The 19,320-nt window shown below is 72.1% G+C and carries 17 protein-coding genes and 2 riboswitches; of the genes, 10 read left to right on the plus strand and 7 right to left on the minus strand.

Translation table 11 applies throughout. The features are described from left to right. Window positions 1-42: 42 nt before the first annotated feature. Both mmsB and mmsA read right to left on the minus strand, forming a co-directional pair. A complete protein-coding gene (mmsB, locus tag ABT369_RS51615) occupies window positions 43-1,341 on the minus strand; it encodes a multiple monosaccharide ABC transporter permease (RefSeq protein WP_350624926.1) in 1,299 nt (432 codons plus the stop codon). After that, on the minus strand, window positions 1,338-2,885 hold the full coding sequence (gene mmsA / locus ABT369_RS51620; protein ID WP_350624928.1) for a multiple monosaccharide ABC transporter ATP-binding protein: 1,548 nt from the start codon (window positions 2,883-2,885) through the stop codon (window positions 1,338-1,340). The genes mmsB and mmsA overlap by 4 nt, the downstream gene beginning before the upstream one ends. 305 nt (window positions 2,886-3,190) lie before the next feature. On the opposite strand from mmsA, the gene ABT369_RS51625 reads away from it, so the two are divergent. Continuing rightward, window positions 3,191-4,426: an ROK family transcriptional regulator gene (locus tag ABT369_RS51625; RefSeq protein ID WP_350624930.1), complete on the plus strand. Its 1,236-nt coding sequence runs from the start codon at window positions 3,191-3,193 to the stop codon at window positions 4,424-4,426. Here ABT369_RS51625 and ABT369_RS51630 read toward each other — a convergent pair. Further along, window positions 4,423-5,166 carry an IclR family transcriptional regulator gene (locus ABT369_RS51630; protein ID WP_350624932.1) on the minus strand — a complete coding sequence of 248 codons (744 nt, stop codon included), beginning with the start codon at window positions 5,164-5,166 and terminating at the stop codon, window positions 4,423-4,425. The two genes, ABT369_RS51625 and ABT369_RS51630, sit on opposite strands and share 4 nt — an antisense overlap. A gap of 29 nt (window positions 5,167-5,195) precedes the next feature. Between ABT369_RS51630 and eda the strand changes: the two genes are divergently transcribed. Further along, window positions 5,196-5,843 (plus strand): bifunctional 4-hydroxy-2-oxoglutarate aldolase/2-dehydro-3-deoxy-phosphogluconate aldolase, encoded by a 648-nt coding sequence (gene eda / locus ABT369_RS51635; RefSeq protein ID WP_350624934.1) that lies wholly within the window; start codon window positions 5,196-5,198, stop codon window positions 5,841-5,843. Beyond that, window positions 5,840-6,946, plus strand: coding sequence for a sugar kinase (locus ABT369_RS51640; protein ID WP_350624937.1), 1,107 nt, complete (start codon window positions 5,840-5,842; stop codon window positions 6,944-6,946). The genes eda and ABT369_RS51640 overlap by 4 nt, the downstream gene beginning before the upstream one ends. On the opposite strand, the gene ABT369_RS51645 is transcribed toward ABT369_RS51640, so the two are convergent. Then, window positions 6,943-7,776: an LLM class flavin-dependent oxidoreductase gene (locus tag ABT369_RS51645; RefSeq protein WP_350624940.1), complete on the minus strand. Its 834-nt coding sequence runs from the start codon at window positions 7,774-7,776 to the stop codon at window positions 6,943-6,945. The genes ABT369_RS51640 and ABT369_RS51645 overlap by 4 nt on opposite strands. A 192-nt stretch (window positions 7,777-7,968) precedes the next feature. On the opposite strand from ABT369_RS51645, the gene ABT369_RS51650 reads away from it, so the two are divergent. The 5 genes from ABT369_RS51650 (at window position 7,969) to ABT369_RS51670 (ending at window position 14,624) form a co-directional block, all read left to right on the plus strand. After that, entirely contained in the window at window positions 7,969-9,138 is a 1,170-nt protein-coding gene (locus ABT369_RS51650; RefSeq protein ID WP_350624943.1) for an AbfB domain-containing protein, read from the plus strand. A 33-nt stretch (window positions 9,139-9,171) separates the two neighbouring features. Continuing rightward, a riboswitch (glycine riboswitch) is annotated at window positions 9,172-9,261 on the plus strand. 4 nt (window positions 9,262-9,265) lie between these two features. Continuing rightward, window positions 9,266-9,367, plus strand: a riboswitch (glycine riboswitch). Continuing rightward, window positions 9,359-10,759: an L-serine ammonia-lyase gene (locus ABT369_RS51655; protein ID WP_350624945.1), complete on the plus strand. Its 1,401-nt coding sequence runs from the start codon at window positions 9,359-9,361 to the stop codon at window positions 10,757-10,759. (Overlaps the previous riboswitch by 9 nt.) A 16-nt stretch (window positions 10,760-10,775) precedes the next feature. Next, window positions 10,776-12,965 carry an MMPL family transporter gene (locus tag ABT369_RS51660; RefSeq protein WP_350624947.1) on the plus strand — a complete coding sequence of 730 codons (2,190 nt, stop codon included), beginning with the start codon at window positions 10,776-10,778 and terminating at the stop codon, window positions 12,963-12,965. A gap of 10 nt (window positions 12,966-12,975) precedes the next feature. Next, window positions 12,976-14,208: a low temperature requirement protein A gene (locus ABT369_RS51665; RefSeq protein WP_350624950.1), complete on the plus strand. Its 1,233-nt coding sequence runs from the start codon at window positions 12,976-12,978 to the stop codon at window positions 14,206-14,208. Further along, window positions 14,115-14,624 (plus strand): TetR/AcrR family transcriptional regulator C-terminal domain-containing protein, encoded by a 510-nt coding sequence (locus ABT369_RS51670; RefSeq protein ID WP_350624953.1) that lies wholly within the window; start codon window positions 14,115-14,117, stop codon window positions 14,622-14,624. The genes ABT369_RS51665 and ABT369_RS51670 overlap by 94 nt, the downstream gene beginning before the upstream one ends. Before the next feature lie 4 nt (window positions 14,625-14,628). On the opposite strand, the gene ABT369_RS51675 is transcribed toward ABT369_RS51670, so the two are convergent. The 3 genes from ABT369_RS51675 to ABT369_RS51685 all read right to left on the minus strand — a co-directional run bounded on the left by ABT369_RS51675 (window position 14,629) and on the right by ABT369_RS51685 (window position 17,143). Continuing rightward, a complete protein-coding gene (locus ABT369_RS51675) occupies window positions 14,629-15,498 on the minus strand; it encodes a type 1 glutamine amidotransferase (RefSeq protein ID WP_350624955.1) in 870 nt (289 codons plus the stop codon). Between the two features lie 98 nt (window positions 15,499-15,596). Next, window positions 15,597-16,022, minus strand: a complete 426-nt coding sequence (locus ABT369_RS51680) for an FMN-binding protein (RefSeq protein WP_350625040.1) — start codon at window positions 16,020-16,022, stop codon at window positions 15,597-15,599. Next, window positions 16,022-17,143, minus strand: coding sequence for a ferric reductase-like transmembrane domain-containing protein (locus ABT369_RS51685; protein ID WP_350624957.1), 1,122 nt, complete (start codon window positions 17,141-17,143; stop codon window positions 16,022-16,024). Before ABT369_RS51685 ends, ABT369_RS51680 begins: the two co-directional genes overlap by 1 nt. Before the next feature lie 110 nt (window positions 17,144-17,253). Here ABT369_RS51685 and ABT369_RS51690 point away from each other — a divergent pair, with 110 nt between their 5' ends. Continuing rightward, window positions 17,254-18,822, plus strand: a complete 1,569-nt coding sequence (locus tag ABT369_RS51690; protein WP_350624959.1) for a methyl-accepting chemotaxis protein — start codon at window positions 17,254-17,256, stop codon at window positions 18,820-18,822. A gap of 9 nt (window positions 18,823-18,831) precedes the next feature. Continuing rightward, a complete protein-coding gene (locus ABT369_RS51695; protein WP_350624961.1) occupies window positions 18,832-19,320 on the plus strand; it encodes a DinB family protein in 489 nt (162 codons plus the stop codon).

The raw sequence follows: 19,320 nt of genomic DNA on the forward strand, positions 1-19,320 counted from the left end.
TTACTGGGGATAGGGGCGTCTGCCGCGGTTGCGGCGGGTGGGTCAGCCGCCGACCGGAGCCTTGATGGACTCCTGACCGGCTTGGTTGGGCGCGGCCGGATCGGTGTTCTCCTGCCGACGGAAGGGGCGCATGATCGATCCGATGATCGAGAACCGCCCCTGGCTCTTGTTGTAGACGTCCAGCGCGACGGCGAGCAGCAGGAACAGGCCGCGGATGATCTGCTCGCGGTCGGTGCCGATGCCCAGCAGCTGCAGGCCGTTCTTGAGCACGGCCATGACCAGACCACCGACGATGGAGCCGCTGACGGTACCGATACCGCCGGCGACCGCGGCGCCACCGATGAAGACGGCGGCGATCGCGTCGAGCTCCCAGCTGAGGCCGTCCTGCGGGCCGGAGGCGCCGGAGCGGGCCACGAAGATCATGCCGGCCAGCGCGGCCAGGATCGACATGTTCATGATGACGAAGAAGTTGACGCGGCGCAGCTTCACGCCGGAAAGCTCGGCGGCGCGGGCGTTGCCGCCGACCGCGTAGATGTGCCGGCCGCCCGCGGTGTTGCGGGTGTAGAACGAGTACGCGATGACCAGCACGGCCAGGATGCAGCCCGAGATCGGGAAGCTGGTGCCGACGCGGCCGCCGGCGAAGCGCAGGGTCGCGAACACGATGACGGCGACCATGATGGCCATGCGCAGGACCGACACCCACATCGGGCTCTGCTCGGCCTCCATCTGGCGGCGGGTCTTGCGCGACTGGAACTCGCGCCACACCACGGCCAGGCACGCGACCAGGCCCAGGATCAGCGTGCTGTTGTTGTACCCCGTGTTGGGGCCCCACTCCGGCAGGTATCCGGCGCCGATCTGGGTGAACGCCTTGGGCACCGCCACCGTCTCGGCGTTGCCGATGTACTGGTTGCCGCCCCGGAATATGAGCATGCCGGCGAGCGTGACGATGAACGCGGGCACGCCGATGTAGGCGACCCAGAAGCCCTGCCACGCACCGATCACGGCGCCGACCCCGAGGCCGATCAGGATGCCGACCCACCACGGCACGCCGCCGTCGCGGATCGACTTGGCCACGATGATGCCGACGAACGCGGCGATCGAGCCGACCGAGAGGTCGATGTGGCCGGCGACGATCACCATGAGCATGCCGATGGACAGCACGGAGATGTACGCGTACTGCTGGGTCAGCGAGATCAGGTTGCCGGAGTTGAGGGTCAGCCCGTCGGTCAGCCACTGGAACAGCAGGATGATCGCCACGAGGGTGAAGATCATCGTGAACTGACGGGCGTTCGAGGTGGTGCCCCCGAACAGGTTCTTCTGGAGGTCCTTGAATCGGCTCATCGCGTCGGCATCTTCTTCGTAGAGGTCATCTGCTTCATGAGGAGTTCCGGGTTGGCCTCACTGCGGGGGACCTCACCGGTGATGTTGCCTTCGAACACCGTGTAGATGCGGTCGCACAGACCGAGCAGCTCCGGCAGCTCCGAGGAGATGACGATGACGCCCTTCCCCTGGTCGGCGAGCCGCTGGATGATGCCGTAGATCTCGTATTTGGCGCCCACGTCGATGCCGCGCGTCGGCTCGTCGAGGATCAGCAGGTCGGGGTCGGTGAACATCCACTTCGCCAGGACGACCTTCTGCTGGTTGCCGCCGGAGAGCTTGGTGACGCCCTCGTCGACCGTGGGGGCCTTGACCCGCAGGGCCTTGCGGTACTCCTCGGCCGCCTTGTGCTCGGCGACCTCGTCGATGACGCCGTGGCGGGTGATCTTCGACAGCTTGGCGGCGACCATCGAGGTCTTGATGTCGTCGAGCAGGTTGAGCCCGATGGACTTGCGGTCCTCGCTGACATACGCCAGGCCGTGGCTGATCGCCTCGGCCACCGACTTGAGCTGGATCTCCTGGCCGTCCTTGAAGATCTGCCCGGACTGGTAGACGCCGTAGGAGCGGCCGAACAGGCTCATCGCCAGCTCGGTGCGCCCGGCGCCCATGAGGCCGGCGAAGCCCACGATCTCGCCGCGGCGGACGTTGAAGCTCGAGTTCTTGCAGACCAGCCGGTCCGCCGAGATCGGGTGGCGCACGGTCCAGTTGCGGACCTCGAAGAAGACCTCGCCGATGTTCGGGGTGTGGTCGGGGAAGCGGCTCTCCAGGTCGCGGCCGACCATGCCGCGCACGATCCGGTCCTCGTTGACGCCCTCGGCGCCGACCTCGAGGGTCTCCACCGTCTTGCCGTCGCGCAGGATCGTGATGGAGTCGGCGATCTCCTCGATCTCGTTGAGCTTGTGCGAGATCATGATCGAGGTGATGCCCTGCCGCTTGAACTCGCGCAGCAGGTCGAGCAGGTGCTTGGAGTCGTTCTCGTTGAGCGCGGCGGTCGGCTCGTCGAGGATGAGCAGCTTGACGTCCTTCGCGAACGCCTTCGCGATCTCCACCAGCTGCTGCTTGCCGACGCCGATGTCCTTGATGAGGGTGTCGGGGTCGTCGCGCAGGCCCACCTGGGCCAGCAGCTCGTGCGCCCTGCGGTTGGCGCCCTTCCAGTCGTAGGCCCCGTTGCGCCGGGGCTCGTTGCCCAGGAACAGGTTCTCCGTGATCGACATGTGCGGCACCAGGGCAAGCTCCTGGTGGATGATCACGATGCCGGCCTTCTCGCTCGACCGGATGTTGTTGAAGCGGCTCTCCGAGCCCTGGTAGAAGATCTGGCCGCTGTACGAGCCGTAGGGGTAGACGCCGCTGAGCACCTTCATCAGCGTCGACTTCCCGGCGCCGTTCTCGCCGCAGATCGCGTGGATCTCGCCTTCGCGAACCACCAGGTTGACGTCGCTGAGCGCCTTGACGCCCGGGAACTCCTTGGTGATGGACCGCATCTCGAGCAGAACCGGTGCGGTGCTCATACCTCGAGCCCCCTTGTCACCGACATCATGTTGCCTCCGAGGGGCTACTGGAACCACTGCCGCAAGGCCAGGTTTGTTGTGACGACCAACTTATTCCAGTGTGGCGATCCTGCCCAGTCCCGCCGATCGTTTCTTGGTAACAATCCGGCAATGATCTAGTGCCCTGGCCGCCATCGCAGCGGCCGGGGAAGCGCTCTCACGTGTCCGGGGCGTTAGCTGCGCGTGTCGGACTCTAAATCCAATTGCTTTACTAAGTCAACGGCGCAGGGCATCATGTAGGTAACGGTACGTAGGCAGGAGGCTGGGTGCGGCAAGTCGGGACAAATCTCCCCAAGGTCGGCCAGTACAACCGGGCGGTCGTGCTGGATCAGATCCAGCTGGCCGACGGTACGAGCCGCGTGGAGATCGCGGAGCACACCGGCCTGACGCCGCAGACGGTCTCCGGCATCGTGCGCCGGCTGATCGACGAGGGGATCGTGCGCGAGGACGGCGCGCGTTCGTCCAGCGGTGGCAAGCCGCGCACCGTGCTGCGCATCAACGCCGATGCCGGGCGGGCCGTGGGGCTGCACTTCGACCCGATCGAGCTGGCCTGTGTCGTGGTCGACCTGCTGGGCCGGCCGCTGGTCACCGCCCGCCGCCCGACCCCCGCCGACATGGATCCGGTCAAGGTCACGGCGGCGATGGCCGAGCTCGTGGGCGAGGTCCTGCACGAGGCCGGGGTCGAGCGCGAGCGGGTGCTCGGCGTCGGGCTGGCCGCCCCGGGCCCGATCGACCAGTCGCTGGGGGAGGTCATCTCGCCGCCGCAGCTGTCGGACTGGACCCGGGTGCCGCTCAAGCAGATGGTCGCCGACGCCACCGGGCTGGCGGTCACGCTGGACAACGACGCGACCGCCGCGGCGATCGGGGAGCGCTGGGCGGGGGCCGGGCGGGGGGTCGCGAACTTCGCGTACTTCTTCCTCGGCACCGGCGTCGGCGGCGGTCTCGTGCTCGGTCACCAGGTCCACCGGGGCGGCTCCATGAACGCCGCCGAGTTCGGGCACACCTCGGTTACGGAGAGTGGCCCCGACTGCTATTGCGGCAACAGCGGCTGCCTCGAGAGCCTCATCAACCCGGCCGCACTCGTCGCCGACGCCCATCGGCAGCTCGCGGCCGGCGGTGAGAGCGCTCTCACGAAGGCCTTCCGGCGGTCACCGTCCACTGTGGACCACGGGGCTCTGTGCCGGGCGGCCGCCGCGGGGGACGCGCTCGCCGAGGCGGTGATCGGCCGGGCCGCCGAGCGCCTCGCCGCGGTGGCCGTGAACGTGGTGAACATCGTCGATGTCGAGCTCATCATCGTCGGCGGGCACGGCATCCGGCACGTGGAGTCGCAGTTCCGCACCGCGGTGGTGCGGGCGCTGGGGGAGCGGGCCATCGCCCGGCGCATCCGCACCGTGGACGTGGCCCTGTCCCCGCTGGGCGACGACGCGGCCGTGATCGGCGGCGCGGCGCTGGTGCTGCACTCGACGTACTCGCCCCAGGTCTCCGCGCTGCTGGCCGGCTAGAGGAAGCGCCGCGCGCTGGAAGCCTTGTCGACGGCCTCGGCGAGCGCCGCCGCCACCTCCTCCACTGTGGACGACGACACGCGGGTGCGGGGAATCGACAGGCTGATCGCGTCCGTCGCCGGGTCGCGCACCGGCACCACGCGCGCCACGCACACGATGCCCTCGGTGTTCTCCTCGCGGTCCACCGCATAGCCGAGCGCCCGGATCGACGCCAGCTCGGCCCGCAGCGCGGCCCGGTCCGTGATCGTGTGCGGGGTCAGGGCCGGCAGCGGGTCGGGCAGCAGGGCGTCGACCTCCTCCGGGGCGCGCGCGGCCAGCAGGGCCTTGCCCAGCGCCGTCGCGTGGGCCGGGAGGCGGCGGCCGATCGCGGAGTAGAGGCGCAGGGGATGCACCGACTCCCGCTTCGCCACGTAGGTGATGTCCGCGCCGTCCAGGCGCCCCAGGTGGGTCGTCTCCCCGAAGCGGGCGGCGAGATCGTCGAGGATGCCGGCGAGCAGGCCCACGGTGTCGTCGGCGTCGAGGTAGGCCGCGCCGACCTGCAGGGCCCGCAGCCCGAGCCGGAACCGGGTCTGCGTCGTCTCGATCCAGCCGCGGGCCGCCATCGTGCGCAGGATGCCGTGCAGGCTGCTCTTCGGGATGTCGAGGGCGCGCGTGAGCTCCGACAGCGTCGACGGGCCGCCGGTCGCCAGGGCCTCCAGGATGTCGAGGGTTCGGTCGGCGGACTTGACGGGTGTGGTCACGCGGCCTCCGGTGCACTATGGTCACATGTGTGACCGACGTTCAGCATACTGAACAACACCCCGTTGTCGAAACCATCGCGGCCGGGAGGATCGTGCCCGTCGTCGTGCTCGAGGACGCCGCCGACGCCGCCGACCTGGCCGACGCCCTCGTCGCCGGCGGCCTGGGCTGTGCCGAGGTGACGTTCCGGACCGCCGCCGCGGCCGACGCCATCCGGGCCATGGCCGAGCGCCCCGGCATGCTCGTGGGCGCGGGCACCGTGCTCAACGCCGCCCAGGTGGACCGGGCCGTCGAGGCGGGCGCGAAGTTCGTCGTGAGCCCCGGCTTCAGCGCGTCCGTGGTGGCGCGCTGCCAGGAGCACGGCGTGCCGGTGTTCCCCGGCGTCGCCTCGCCGTCCGAGATCATGCAGGCCCTGGACGCCGGCCTGGACACCGTGAAGTTCTTCCCCGCCGAGCAGCTGGGTGGCGTACCGATGGTGAAGGCCCTGTCGGCCCCCTTCCGCACCGTCCGGTTCATCCCCACCGGCGGCGTCAACACCGCCAACCTCGCCGACTACCTCGCGGTCAAGTCGGTGCTGGCCGTGGGCGGGACCTGGATGGTGGCGCCCGAGCTGCTGGCCGCCCGCGACTGGGCCGCCGTCACCAGCCGCACCCGAGACGCATTGGAGCAGGCCCGATGATCACCGTTCGGCCGGCCGCCGAGTGCCGCTACGACCTCGTCTCCCTCGGCGAGGTCATGCTCCGCCTCGACCCGGGCGAGGGCCGCATCCGCACCGCCCGGCAGTTCCGCGCGTGGGAGGGCGGCGGGGAGTACAACGTGGCTCGCGGGCTGCGCCGCTGCTTCGGGCTGCGCACCGGGCTCGTCTCCGCGTTCGCGGACAACGACGTGGGCCGGCTCCTGGAGGACCTGATCCTGCAGGGCGGCGTGGACACGACGTTCGTGCAATGGGTGAAGTACGACGGGATCGGCCGCACGGTCCGCAACGGCCTCAACTTCACCGAGCGCGGCTTCGGGGTCCGCGGCGCCGTCGGCGTCTCCGACCGCGGGCACACCGCGGCCGCTCAGCTCAAGGCCGGGGACGTGGACTGGGAGCACCTCTTCGGCGAGTTGGGCGTGCGCTGGCTGCACACCGGCGGCATCTACGCGGCCCTGTCCGAGACCACCCCGGACACCATCGAGGCCTGCCTGAGCGCCGCCCGCCGGCACGGCACCGTGATCTCCTACGACCTCAACTACCGGCCGAGCCTGTGGAAGGCGATCGGCGGCCAGGAGCGGGCCCGCGAGGTGAACCGGCGGCTGGCCGGGCTCGTCGACGTGATGATCGGCAACGAGGAGGACTTCACCGCCTGCCTCGGCCTCGAGGTGCCCGGCACCGACATCCACGCGGGCGCGCTGGACTCGGCGAACTTCCGCACGATGATCGCGGCGGCGGTCGCGGCCTACCCGAACTTCCAGGTCGTCGCGACCACCCTGCGCGGGGTGCACACCGCCACCGTGAACGACTGGGGCGCGATCGCCTGGTGGAAAACGGCGTCGGATGGGGAGTTCGCCGAGGCCACCCACCGCCCGGCCCTGGAGATCCTGGACCGGGTCGGCGGGGGCGACAGCTTCGCCTCGGGACTCATCTACGGGCTGATGACCTTCGGCGACCTGAAGACGGCCGTCGAATACGGCGCGGCCCATGGCGCCCTGGCCATGACCACGCCCGGCGACACCTCGATGGCGAGCCTCAAGGAGGTCGAGGCCCTGGTCGCCGGGGCCGGCGCGCGGGTGCAGCGCTAAAGCAAAGAAGCCAGGATCTCGATCTGCGCAGGGTCGTCGCCCCAGCAGTAGAGGACCAGCTCGTCGGCGCCGAAGTCGCGGTAGGCGGCAACGGTGTCGGCGAGCTGCTTCGGGTCCGAGATCGGGTCGCCCCAGCCCTCGCGGCCGGTGAACGCGTAGTACGCCGCGACCGCCGAGCGGGCCCCGGCGATCGACTCCGGCGAGCCGGCCGCGGCGTTGAGCTGGCAGACCAGCCGCGGGCGACCGGGCCGGCCGGCCTCGGCCCACTGGTCGTGCACGGTGCGCACGAGGCCACCGGCCCACTGCAGCGGGGCGGCACACAGGAACCCGGCGCCGTAGCGGGCGACCCGGGCCAGCGCGGGCGGCGCGAACCCGCCGATGAGCAGCGGCGGGCCGCCCGGCGTGACGGGGGAGGGGCCGATCGGCGCGAGCGGGTACGGCGATCCGGACCAGATGGCCGCCAGGTCCGTCAGCATCCGGTCCATGATCGCGCCGCGGCGGTCGAGGGGGACGCCCGCGGCGGCGTGGTCGTCCTCGCGGCCGCCGATGCCGACGCCGAGCGTGAGGCGCCCGCCCGACATGCGGTCCAGGGTCGCGGCCTGCTTGGCCAGCAGCGCGGTGCCGCGCAGCGGGGCGAGCAGCACCTCGGTCTGCAGCCGGATGCGGGTGGTGGCGCCGGCCAGGGCGGCCAGCGCGACGAGCGGCTCGGGGTTGTCGTAGGCGAGCCGGTCCAGCAGGGCGACGGTGGCAAAGCCGGCCGCCTCGGCGCGGCGGGCCCACTCGGGCAGGCGCGCGGGGTCGCTGACGGGCAGGCCGAGACCGATTTCCATGTGGTACTCCCAGAAGCAAGGTGGGCAGCGGACAGTGCTGTCGCCACCTCCTCCCCGCGACTGCTGCGGGGTCCCGCGCCCGTTCTGCGACGTATCTCTGGGGCGCGGAATGCGGAGTTCCAAGGCGGACTGTACCAGACCCACAAAATCCAAACATTTACAACAATGAAACCGACACATACCTTCAGGTTCATGCGTCGACTGCTTACCGCCCTAGCCGCGACGGCCGCCACCGTCGCCGCGCTCCTCGCCGCGCCCTCCGCCGCCCACGCCGAGTCCAACGGCGGGGTGCGCATCCTGCCCCTCGGCGACTCGATCACCGACGGCTTCAACGTGCCCGGCGGCTACCGCATCAACCTGTGGCGCGCCCTGGCCGGCGCCGGCCACCCCGTCGACTTCGTGGGCTCCCAGTTCAACGGCCCCGCCGACCTGCCCGACCACGACCACGAGGGCCACCCCGGCTGGCGCATCGACCAGGTGGACGCGAACGCGAGCGCCTGGGTGTCGTCCACCGCGCCCCGCAGCGTGCTCATCCACCTGGGCACCAACGACGTGGTGCAGAACTACGACCTCGGCAACGCGCCCGCGCGCCTCTCCGCGCTCATCGACCACGTGCGCGCGGCCGCGCCCGGCGCCGACGTCTTCGTCGCCTCGATCATCCCGCTGGCCGACGCCGGGAGGGAGGCAGCCGCGAAGGCGTTCAACGCCACCGTCCCCGGCATCGTGGCCGGCAAGGGCACCAAGGTCCACTTCGTCGACATGCACGCCGCGCTGGGCACCGGCGACCTCGCCGACGGGGTGCACCCGACCCGCGCGGGCTACGACAAGATGGCCGCGCGCTGGGCCTCGGCCCTGGCCGCCGTGCCCGGCTCGGCCGGCGACGACGGGGCCGCGACCACGCTGCCGTCCGGCTCCTCTATCTCGCTGCGGGCCACGACGGCGTGCTGCACGACGCGGTACGTCCGCCACATGAACGGCCTCGGGTTCACCGAGAACGTGTCCTCCTCCAGCGACCAGCTGCTCAAGCAGGACGCCACCTGGCGCGTGGTGCCCGGCCTCGCGGGCGGGTGCTACTCCCTCCAGTCGCGCAACTACCCGGGCTACTACCTGCGCCACCAGAACGGCCGCGTGAAGATCAGCGCCGACGACGGCACGGCCCTGACCCGCGCGGACGCGACCTGGTGCGCGAAGACGGCCCCCGGCGGGGTGCGGCTGGCGTCCTGGAACTTCCCCGGCTCCTACCTGCGCCACATCAACTCGGAGCTGTGGCTGGCAACGCCCGGCGGCACCGCGACCCAGGACAACGCCGGCAGCCTGGTTCCGGACATCACGTGGGCCGTTGCCGCGCCGTGGGCCCCGTAGTACGGTCGGCCCGACAACCGCATACGCGCTGCTCGACCCGCGACGGGAGAGTCCCTGGAAACGGGACGCCGAAGGAGCAACTCCTCCCCGGAATCTCTCAGGCCCACGTACCGCCGCGGGAAGGCGACTCTGGAAAGCCGGGACGCCGCGTCCCGCGCCCACGGTGCAAACCGCCGGCCACCCTACGGGCGGCCGTGCCGGTGAAGCTCTCAGGCATTCGATGACAGAGCGGGGAGGCTCGACCCTCGACCAAAGGGAGCCTCCCGTGACGCTCAGCGCGTTCGACCTGTACTCCATCGGCATCGGCCCGTCCTCCTCGCACACGGTCGGGCCGATGCGCGCCGCCCGCCGCTTCGCCGTCCGCCTGGCCGAGGCCGGGCTCCTGCCGCGCACCGGTCGCGTCAAGGCCGAGCTCTTCGGCTCCCTCGGCGCGACCGGCCACGGCCACGGCTCGGCCCGGGCGGTCGTCCTGGGCCTGCGGGGCGAGGACCCGGCGACCGTGGACACCGGAACCGAGGTGGCGTTCGACGGGCGGATCGCCCTGCTGGGCGAGCACGACATCCCCTTCAGCGCCGACGCCGACCTGGTGCTGCACCGCCGCCGCAGCCTCCCCGAGCACCCGAACGGCATGCGCTTCACGGCCTGGACCGAGGCCGGCGAGGAGTTGCTCACCCGCACCTACTTCTCCGTCGGCGGCGGCTTCGTGGTCGGCCCGGACGGCGCGGTCGCCGAGGCCGACGTGCCGGTCAAGTTCCCGTTCACCACCGGCGCCGAGCTGCTCGCGCACTGCGACGGCCGCTCGATCTCCGACGTGATACTGGCCAACGAGCTGTCGTGGCGCTCGGAGGCCGAGGTCCGCGCCGGGCTGCTCCATATCTGGGCGGTCATGCAGGAGTGTGTGCGCAACGGATGCACGCGTCCGGACGGCGTGTTGCCGGGCGGACTCAAGGTGCGTCGACGAGCGCCACGGCTGTACAGAGATCTATGCGAGAAATCGGATATGTCCGATCCGCTGCACGTCATGGACTGGCTCAACCTCTACGCGCTGGCCGTCAACGAGGAGAACGCGTCCGGCGGGCGGGTCGTCACCGCCCCCACCAACGGCGCGGCCGGCATCATCCCGGCCGTCCTGCACTACGCAGTATTTCCGAAAAGCGGGCGCTTCGTCCCGGGCGCCGACGACGACGGCGTGGTCCGGTTCCTGCTCGCCGCCGCGGCCGTCGGGATCATCATCAAGGGCAACGCGTCCATCTCCGGGGCCGAGGTCGGGTGCCAGGGTGAGGTCGGCTCCGCCTGCGCGATGGCCGCCGCCGGGCTCTGCGAGGCCCTCGGGGGCGCGCCCGGCCAGGTCGAGAACGCGGCCGAGATCGGCCTCGAGCACAACCTCGGCCTGACCTGCGACCCGGTCGGCGGCCTGGTGCAGATCCCGTGCATCGAGCGCAACGCGATCGCGAGCGTCAAGGCGGTCAACGCGGCCCGGCTCGCGCTCAACGGCGACGGCGCGCACCACGTCACCCTCGACAAGGTCGTGCGCACCATGCGGGAGACCGGGCGGGACATGTCGGTGAAGTACAAGGAGACCGCCCGGGGAGGCCTGGCCGTCACCGTGATCGAGTGCTGATGCGAAGCTGTGCGGCATGGCACTCGGCGTGATGGCGAGGATCGGTCGGTTCTGCTTCCGTCACCGCTGGTCGGTGATCGGGGTCTGGCTGGTGGTGGTCGTGCTCGGCGCCCTCACGTTCGGGCCGGTCTTCAGCGCGATCGCGGACGCGAGCAACCCCAGGCACGTCGAGTCGATCGACGGGCTGGACGCCATCGCGACCGGCAACGACTCCAGCGGCACCGTCATCGGCCTCATCGACCACGTCGACCCGCAGGCCCCGGCCGTCCGCACCGCCGTCGGCGCCGCGGCCGCCGACCTGGCCGGGTCGACCGGCGTCACCGCGGTGGACACCCCGTTCTCGGTGCCGGCCGCGAAGGCCCCCGTCTACCTGGCCGCCGACGGGCACGGCCTGCTGGTCGTCGCGACCCTCGCCAAGCTCGACATCGGCGAGCGTGACTCCGTGCTGAACACCCTGCGCACCCGGCTGCACCGGCTCGACGCCGACCTGGCCGCGGCGGGAGTGCCGGACGCGACGGTCGAGGTCGGCGGCAACCCGGTGCTCAACGCCGACGTGCGCGGGGCCCAGAAGCGGGACCTCGGCCGGGCCGAGCTGATCTCGCTGCCGCTCACCCTCATCGTGCTCGTGTTCGTCTTCGGCGGCCTGGTCGCGGCCGGTCTGCCGGTGCTCGCCGCCGTGGTGTCGGTGGCCGCGGCCATGCCCCTGCTGTGGGTGTTCAGCCGGGTCAGCGACCTCGACCAGAACGTCGTCACCGTGGTCACGCTGCTCGGCCTCGGCCTGTCGATCGACTACGGGCTGCTGCTCGTGGCCCGCTACCGGGAGGAGGTCGCGGCCGGCTTCGAGCCCCCGGAGGCGATCGGCCGGGCCTGGGCGACCGCCGGGCGGACCATCTTCTTCAGCGCGCTCACCGTCGCCGCGGCCCTGTCCGGCCTCATGATGTTCTCGATCCACCAGCTCGGCGCGCTCGGCGCCGGGGGCGTGTCGATCGCCGTCGTCGCGATGCTGGCCGCACTGACGTTCACCGCGGCGCTCATCGGCCTGTTCCACAAGCGCATCAAGCCCCGCGCGAAGAAGGTCACCGTCCAGGACGACGAGCGGGGATTCTTCGCGAGCCTGTCGCGGTTCGTCCAGCGCCGCCCGGTGCTCATCGCGTTCGGCACCGCCGTGGTGCTGCTCGCCGCCGGGTCGCCGCTGCTCGGGCTCACGCTCAAGCTGCCCCGGCTCGAGGGCGTGCCGCGCAGCATCGAGTCGGCCCGCGTCGCCGACGAGCTCGGGTCGCGCTTCGGCCGCGCGTACCGGCCGGTGGTGACCGTCGTGGCCCGTACCGATGCCGCATCGCTCGACGCGTATGCCGCCAGGTGGGCGTCCGACCCGGCGGTGGCCGGCGTGCAGCCCGCCAAGGCCGCCGGCCCCGGGGTCGCGACGGTCGATCTCGCCCTGCGCGGCGGAAACGAGGACGACGCGGCCCAGGGGCTCGTGCACCGGCTGCGCGCCGACCGGCCCGCCGGGGTGCAGTCGTGGGTGGTCGGCGACGCCGCGATCCTCATCGACCTGGTCGGGCTCATCGTCGACGACCTGCCCGGCGCCGTGGCGGTGACGCTCGTGGCGATGGTGGTGCTGCTGTTCGCGATGACGGGGTCACTGGTCGTACCCGTGAAGGCCGTGCTGGCCAACGTCGTGTCCCTCGGGGCCACGTTCGGCGTGATGGTCGCCGTGTTCCAGCACGGCTGGGGATCCGGGGTCCTGCACACGCTCACCGTCGGCGGGCTGGACCCGTTCGTCGTGGTGATCGTGTTCGCGTTCGCGTTCGGGCTCTCGATGGACTACGAGGTCTTCCTGCTGGGGCGGATCAAGGAGTACGTCGAGCGCGGCGACGACACCGACACCGCCGTGCGCCGCGGCCTGCAGCACACCGGCCGGATCATCACCTCCGCCGCGCTGCTCATGGTCGTGGTCTTCGCCTGCTTCGCCGCGGCCGACCTCGGCCAGATCGAGCAGGTCGGGCTCGGGCTGCTCACCGCGGTCGTGATCGATGCGACGGTGGTGCGCTGCCTGCTCGTACCGGCGACGATGACGCTCCTCGGGCGCTACAACTGGTGGGCGCCCGGCCCGCTGCGGCGCCTGCACGCGCGCGTCGGCCTGCGGGAGCACGCGCTGCCCGAGGCCGCTCCCGCCCGGACCGCGGAACCGGTCGCCGTCGATTAATGTGACGATCATGTCCACCCCCGCAAGCGCCGAGGAGCGCCACGCGACCTGGCTGGAGCTCTTCTTCGACCTGGTCATCGTCGCCGCCGTCGCCCAGCTGGCGCACCTGCTGCACGAGGACATCACGTGGGAGAAGGTGCTGCTCTTCGGCGTCGCGTACTACGCGATGTGGAGCGTGTGGACCGCGTTCACCCTCTACGCGAACGTCACCGGCATCCGCACCCGCCAGCGGGCCATGCTGCTGGCGATGTTCGGCATCGCGGTGATGGCCGCGTCGATCCCGCTCGTCGAGCACGACCAGCCGGCCGCGTTCGTGCTCGCGTACGTGTACTGCCGCTTCCTGAGCATCAACTCGTTCAAGCGCGAGAACCGGATCGTGACCGAGTGGCCCGGCGTGCAGCAGGCCGTCGGCGTCATCCCGTGGATCGCGTCGCTGGGCTTCGAGACCCCGACCCGCTACTGGCTCTGGCTCGCGGGCATCGCGCTGGACCTCTTCTTCTCCATCGCCCGCTCCCGCGACCCGCAGGGCCTGCTGGCCGGGGAGCGCCGCGAGCGCGAGCGCTCGCTGCGCCGCCACCACCGCGAGGCCGAGATCGCGCGGCTGGACCGGCTGGAGGCCGCGCGGCCCGACCGGCCGCACCTCGGCGAGCGCCTCGGCCTCTTCGTGATCATCGTGCTCGGCGAGGCGGTCGCCCAGCTCGTCAACGCCGCCGCCGGGGTCGAGGACTGGCGCAGCGGCCTGTGGTTCGTGGTCGTGCTCGGCTTCGGGCTGCTCGTCGCGCTGTGGTGGCTCACGCTGCGCTACGGCCCGAGCGCCGCCCCGACCTACGGCATGCGGGTGTTCACCCTGCGCCTCACCATGCCCGCGCACTACCTGACGACGGTCTCGATCGTGGTCATCGCGGCCGGCCTGGGCTCGGCCGCCGCCCACCCGCAGGGGCACGTCGAGACGGCGACGCGGCTCGTCCTGTGCGCCGGCGCGACCCTGTACTTCCTGACCGCGACGCTGATCGGCGCCCGCGGCGGGGCGAACTGGCGCTGGGTGCTGGGCTGGGGCCTGCCGTCGGTGCTCGTGTGCCTCGCGGCCGGGATCTTCGGCGGCCCGCTGCCGGCGGCGGCGCTGCTCGGCGTGGTGCTGGCCGCCGCGCTGTGGCACATCGCGTACCGCCGGGTCAGCGGGGTCTCAGCGCCCGGTCCGGACGACGACCTGGCCGAGGTTGCGCCGGCGGGCGACGAGGTCTAGCGCCGCCGCCGTCACGAGCATCGATTCCCCCGCCCGGAACCCGGACGCGCGCAGCGCCCCGAGCGCGACCAGCCCGCCCCGCACGACGGCGAGCGCGGCCCTTCTTCCCGCTGCCGAACGCCCTCGCCTACGGGGAGGCGCTGATCGCGGCCCTGCGCGCGGGGGGCCTCGGGGCGCGGGAGGCGGCGTGGGCGGCGGACACGGTGACGTACCACGTGATCGGCCACGTCATCGAGGAGCAGATGGCCGCGTCCCGGCCCGACCCGGCCGCCGCGGCCTCGCGCCTGACCGCCGCCGTCGACCCGGCGCGGCACCCGAACCTGACCGCGGCGCTGCCCCACGTGGCGGCGCCGCACCCGGAGGAGCACTTCGAGTTCGGGCTGCGCATCGTGCTCGCCGGCATCGGCGCCGGGTGAGGGGCTAGGCGTGCAGGGCGGCCGCGGCCGGTGGGGACATGGCCGGGGCCACGTAGTAGCGCAGCCAGTTGTCCAGCAGGGTTCGCATCCGGGCGCGGATGTCCCGGTCCGCCCAGTCCAGGGACTCCAGGAAGGCGGCGTAGTCGGCGTCCGACGGGCCCAGGTGGCCCTCCGCGATCAGCTGCCGCCGCCGAACCTTGGCCAGGGCCGCCGTGATGCCCGAGGTCAGCTCCGGGTGGATCTGCAGGGTGCGGGCGGTCGCGCCGATGGCCAGGGCCTCGTTGCGGTACACGCCGTAGGCCAGCTCGGTGATGGGGCCGAACTCGCAGGCGGGCGGCACGTCGTAGACCGCGTCCACGTGGGAGGTGAAGACGTCGAAGGAGTCCGGCAGGCCGCGGAACAGCGGGTCCCGGCGGCCCTCGGGGGTCAGCGTCAGCGTCTCGATGCCGAAGCGGCGGCCCTGGTGCCCGACCTTGGACACGGCGCCGGCGACCTCGGCCTTGGCCTGGTGGGACCAGCAGACCTGCAGCTCCGGCACGCCCTGGCGCTGGGCCGCGGCCAGGAACCCCTTCACCCGGCGGATCCAAGGCAGCTCCTCGTACGAGGAGTGGCCCGAGCCGCCGCCGATGATGCCGTGCGCCTCGATGGTGTCCGGGAGCGCTTCGCCGTCGGCCACGTTCACGCAGTGGATCTGGTCCGGGGACAGGCGCGTCACCTCGGCGATCCAGTCGCGGTACGGCGTCAGCCCCATCTCCCGCACCGGCGCCTGCTCCTGCATGTTGAGGAAGAGCAGGCGGCACCGCTGGCGGACGTGCAGCGGGCGCCGGACGCCGCCGAGTCGGGCGGTGGCGCGGTGGTCGACGGTTGCCGTCATGCTGGGCATGCTCCCGAGAAAACGTCGGCGGACTTGGCCGATTGTGGAGCATAGCGTGACGGCCGCGCGTCGGTTCCCCCGAATATCCTCTCCCCGGCTCAGCCGATGCCGGCGGCGTCCAGGGCGGCCTGCAGCGAGGTCTTGTACCCCTCGCTGGTGACCGTCGCGCCCGAGACGGAGTCGATGTCCGCGCTCTGCGCCTGCAGGGCCTCGGTGCGCAGCTGGGGCAGGGCGTACGCGTTGATCTGCTGGTCCCGCCGGTTGGCCGTGGGATAGGTGACCGCCTCGACGTCGGTGACCTTGCCGCCCTCCACGGTGATGCGCACCTGCACCGGGCCCCACCGCGTCGGCGTGGTCGAGCCGTCGTACGTCTTGCCGGAGCCGGCCGGGTTGCCGGAGCCGGCCGGAGTTGCCACGCCGGCCGGGGCGCCACCCGATGACGGACGGTAACTGAACAGCAGCACGAGCGCGACGGCGGTGGATGCCAGCCAGAGCACGATGCGGCGCATCGACGAGTCCCCCATCACCAGGCGAAGCGTTCGGTGTGCAGCCGGTCGGCGGGCACCCCGGCGGAGCGGGCCGCGTGCACGACCGTCTCCGTCCAGTCGTCGGGGCCGCAGATGTACACCTGATGCCCGGCGATTCCGGGCACGAGCCCCGGCAGCGAGGCGCCCCCGGCGAGCCGTCCGTAGGGGCCCTCGATGAGCACCCGGGTGCCCGGCCGCAGCGCCGCGACCCGGGCACTGCCGTCGCCGAGGTCCTTGACGGTGATGCGCAGCAGGCCGGAGCGCGGCGGGCCGGACAGCGAGTAGGGGTGCGCCCGCGACCAGCCCGGGCCGTCGAGGAAGCGCCACAGGAAGAACTGCCCGGCGCGCACCGGCAGCCGGTCGAGTTGCTCGCCGTGCAGGTACACCGAGGTCAGCCCCGGCCCCTCGGGGCGCACCTCGCCGACCCGCAGGGCGTGCCGGCGGCTGCGCCACAGCGGGATCCCGACGCGGTAGAGCAGCACGGCCCCGGCGGCCGCGGCGTAGAGCGTCCACCAGTAGGCGCGCGCGGCGGCCGAGCCGATGAAGTCCGCGCCCGTCCACAGCTGGTGCGGCAGGGCCAGGCCGACGCCGAGGTACGCGTACAGGTGCAGCAGATGCCACGACTCGTAGCGCAGCCGGCGCCGGGCGGCCCGCAGCGACGTCACGGTGACCATCACGAGCGCGGCCGTGCCCGCCGCGGCGAGCAGCATGCCGGGGTAGCCGGTGACGAGGTCCCACAGCTCCGCGAATGGGTTCGCCCGGCCGTCGGCGTAGCCGGGCACGACCAGCACCACGTGCAGCACCATGAGGTTGAACGAGGTGAACCCGACCCAGCGGTGCCAGCGGGCGAGCCGGTCCTGCCCGAACGCCCGCTCCACCGCCGGGATCCGGGCCAGCAGCAGCACCTGCAGCAGCATGAGGTCGCTGGCGAGCAGGCCGAAGAGGCGGGCCGCGGCCGTGACCGCCGTCCAGCCGCCCCCGATCAGCTCGCTCGCGCCACCGCCGCCGATCCACAGCACGGCGACCACGAGCAGGCTGGCGGCCGCGGCGATCCCGGCGGCGTCGGCCCACCACCACGGCGTCTCGGCGCGCCGGACCGGCACGGCGTCGGTAGTCATGCGCTCAACCATCTCGGAGCTTGTTGCCCGTGTGCTGGGGCGGGACTGGGAGTTGCCTGTGAGTGCCAATCGGCCACGGTGAAAGGTGAGGAAGTTTTACGGTGGATCATGTGAGTGTTCGGGTCAAGATTCTCGGGGCGATCGCCGTGGCCGCGGCGGTGGCCCTGCTCGTCGGCGTCACCGGCCTGCTGGCGCTGCGCAAGGCCAGCGACGCGGCTCAGTCGATCTACAGCAGCAACCTGCAGACCATCGGCACCGTCAGCGACCTGCGCCTGGCCGTGAAGCAGGCGCGGGTCGACCTGGCCAACAACATGATCTCGTCGGACGCGGCGGCGCAGCAGCAGTACGCGGATGCCTTCGCCGCCGACGTCAAGGCGTTCGGGGCCGCGCTGGACAAGTACCGCGCCAGCGACCCGGCCGCCGGTCAGCAGGTCGGCGACGAGCTCGAGTCGAACTGGACCGCGTACGTCCAGATCGCCACGAACACCCAGCTGGCCAACGCGAAGGCGCGCGACTTCACCGCGTGGCAGAAGACCCTCGAGACGCAGATCCGCCCGATCTACACGAAGATCAGCGACGCCCTGGACGGCATGTACTCGGCCGAGAGCGCGGCCGCCGCGAAGGCCGCCGCGTCCGCCCGCTCCAGCTACGGGCGCAGCCGCGACATTTCGCTCGCCCTGCTCATCGGCGGGCTCGTCGTCGCGCTCGTCGTCGGCTGGCTGGTGGCCCGCGCCATCGTGCGCTCGCTGGGCCGGGTGCAGGAGGTCTGCGACGGGCTCGCGGCCGGTGACCTGACCCGCGTCGCCGGGCTCGCCTCGGGCGACGAGCCGGGCCGGATGGGCCGGGCGCTGGACTCGGCGATGGAGCGGCTGCGCAGCGCCGTGTCCACGATCGACCGCTCGGCGACCGCGCTCGCGGGCGCGTCGGAGGAGATGCACTCGGTGTCGGCGTCGATCGCCTCCTCCGCCGAGGAGACCTCGGTGCAGGCCAAGGCGGTCGCGAGCGCGGCCGAGGAGGTGTCGGCCAGCGTCGGTACGGTATCCGCCGGCAGCGAGCAGATGGGCGCCTCGATCCACGAGATCGCCCTGAACGCCTCCGAGGCCGCCCGGGTGGCCAGCGACGCCGTCGCGGTCGCGGCCAGCACCTCGGCCACGATCGGCCGCCTCGGCGACTCCTCCGCGGAGATCGGCAACGTCGTCAAGGTCATCACCTCGATCGCGGAGCAGACGAACCTGCTCGCGCTCAACGCCACCATCGAGGCGGCCCGCGCCGGCGAGGCGGGCAAGGGCTTCGCCGTCGTCGCCTCCGAGGTCAAGGACCTGGCCCAGGAGACGGCCCGGGCCACCGAGGACATCTCCCGCCGGGTGCAGGCCATCCAGGCCGACAGCGCCGGCGCGGTCGCCGCGATCGAGCAGGTGTCGCAGGTCATCGCGCGGATCAGCGACTTCCAGACCACGATCGCCTCGGCGGTCGAGCAGCAGACCGCGACCACGGCCGAGATGAGCCGCAGCGTCGCCGAGGCCGCCGGCAGCTCCGGCGAGATCTCGGGCACCATCGCCGGCGTGGCGGAATCGGCCCGCCTCACGAGCGAGGGCGTCGGGCAGTCCCAGCAGGCGACTGCCGAACTGGCCCGCATGTCGACCGAGCTCAGCGCGCTGGTGGCGAACTTCCGGTACTAATGTCGATGCGTGGATCTCTGCGAGGAGTGCGGGTTCGCGTATGACGGTGTCGCGGCGGCCGAGGTGGCGGGGCGGCTCGGGGAGTTCGCCGGGCGCTACGCCGACGCGCTCGACGGGGTGGCGGACGTGCGGCGGCGGCCCGCGCCCGGCGTGTGGTCGGCGCTGGAGTACACGTGCCATGTCCGGGACGTCCTGCGCGTGCAGCGCGAACGGCTCGACCTCGCGCTGCACGCCGACGCGCCCGAGTTCGCGCCGATGGGGCGCGACGAGCTCGCGGTGACGGCGGCGTACAACCGCCAGGACCCCGCCGCCGTGCTCGCCGCCCTCGGGGCCGCCGCCGACGTGCTCGGCACGGCGTTCGCGGCGCTCGGGCCCGCCGAGCTCGACCGGATCGGGCTGTATCCGTGGCCCGAACCCGTCCCGCGCACGCTGCTCTGGCTCGGCCGCCACACCGTCCACGAGGGCGAGCACCACTTGATGGACATCAAGCGGCAGTAG

The organism is Dactylosporangium sp. NPDC000244, from assembly GCF_040300725.1.
In the GTDB taxonomy this organism is placed as follows: Bacteria; Actinomycetota; Actinomycetes; order Mycobacteriales; family Micromonosporaceae; genus Dactylosporangium.